Genomic DNA, 383 nt, shown 5'->3' on the forward strand with positions numbered 1-383 from the left:
GGATTAGCTTGTTGGTGAGGTAACGGCTCACCAAGGCGACGATCCCTAGCTGGTCTGAGAGGATGACCAGCCACACTGGAACTGAGACACGGTCCAGACTCCTACGGGAGGCAGCAGTGGGGAATATTGCACAATGGGCGCAAGCCTGATGCAGCCATGCCGCGTGTATGAAGAAGGCCTTCGGGTTGTAAAGTACTTTCAGCGGGGAGGAAGGGAGTAAAGTTAATACCTTTGCTCATTGACGTTACCCGCAGAAGAAGCACCGGCTAACTCCGTGCCAGCAGCCGCGGTAATACGGAGGGTGCAAGCGTTAATCGGAATTACTGGGCGTAAAGCGCACGCAGGCGGTCTGTCAAGTCGGATGTGAAATCCCCGGGCTCAAC

Annotated in this window: 1 rRNA gene; it reads left to right on the forward strand. The window is 55.6% G+C overall.

Annotation, left to right across the window (positions count from 1 at the left end):
- Positions 1-383, forward strand: a 16S ribosomal RNA gene (locus tag BW38_RS0120860); the annotation flags it as partial.

The organism is Stenotrophomonas sp. RIT309, from assembly GCF_000632045.1.
GTDB classification, from domain to species: domain Bacteria; phylum Pseudomonadota; class Gammaproteobacteria; order Xanthomonadales; family Xanthomonadaceae; genus Stenotrophomonas; species Stenotrophomonas indicatrix.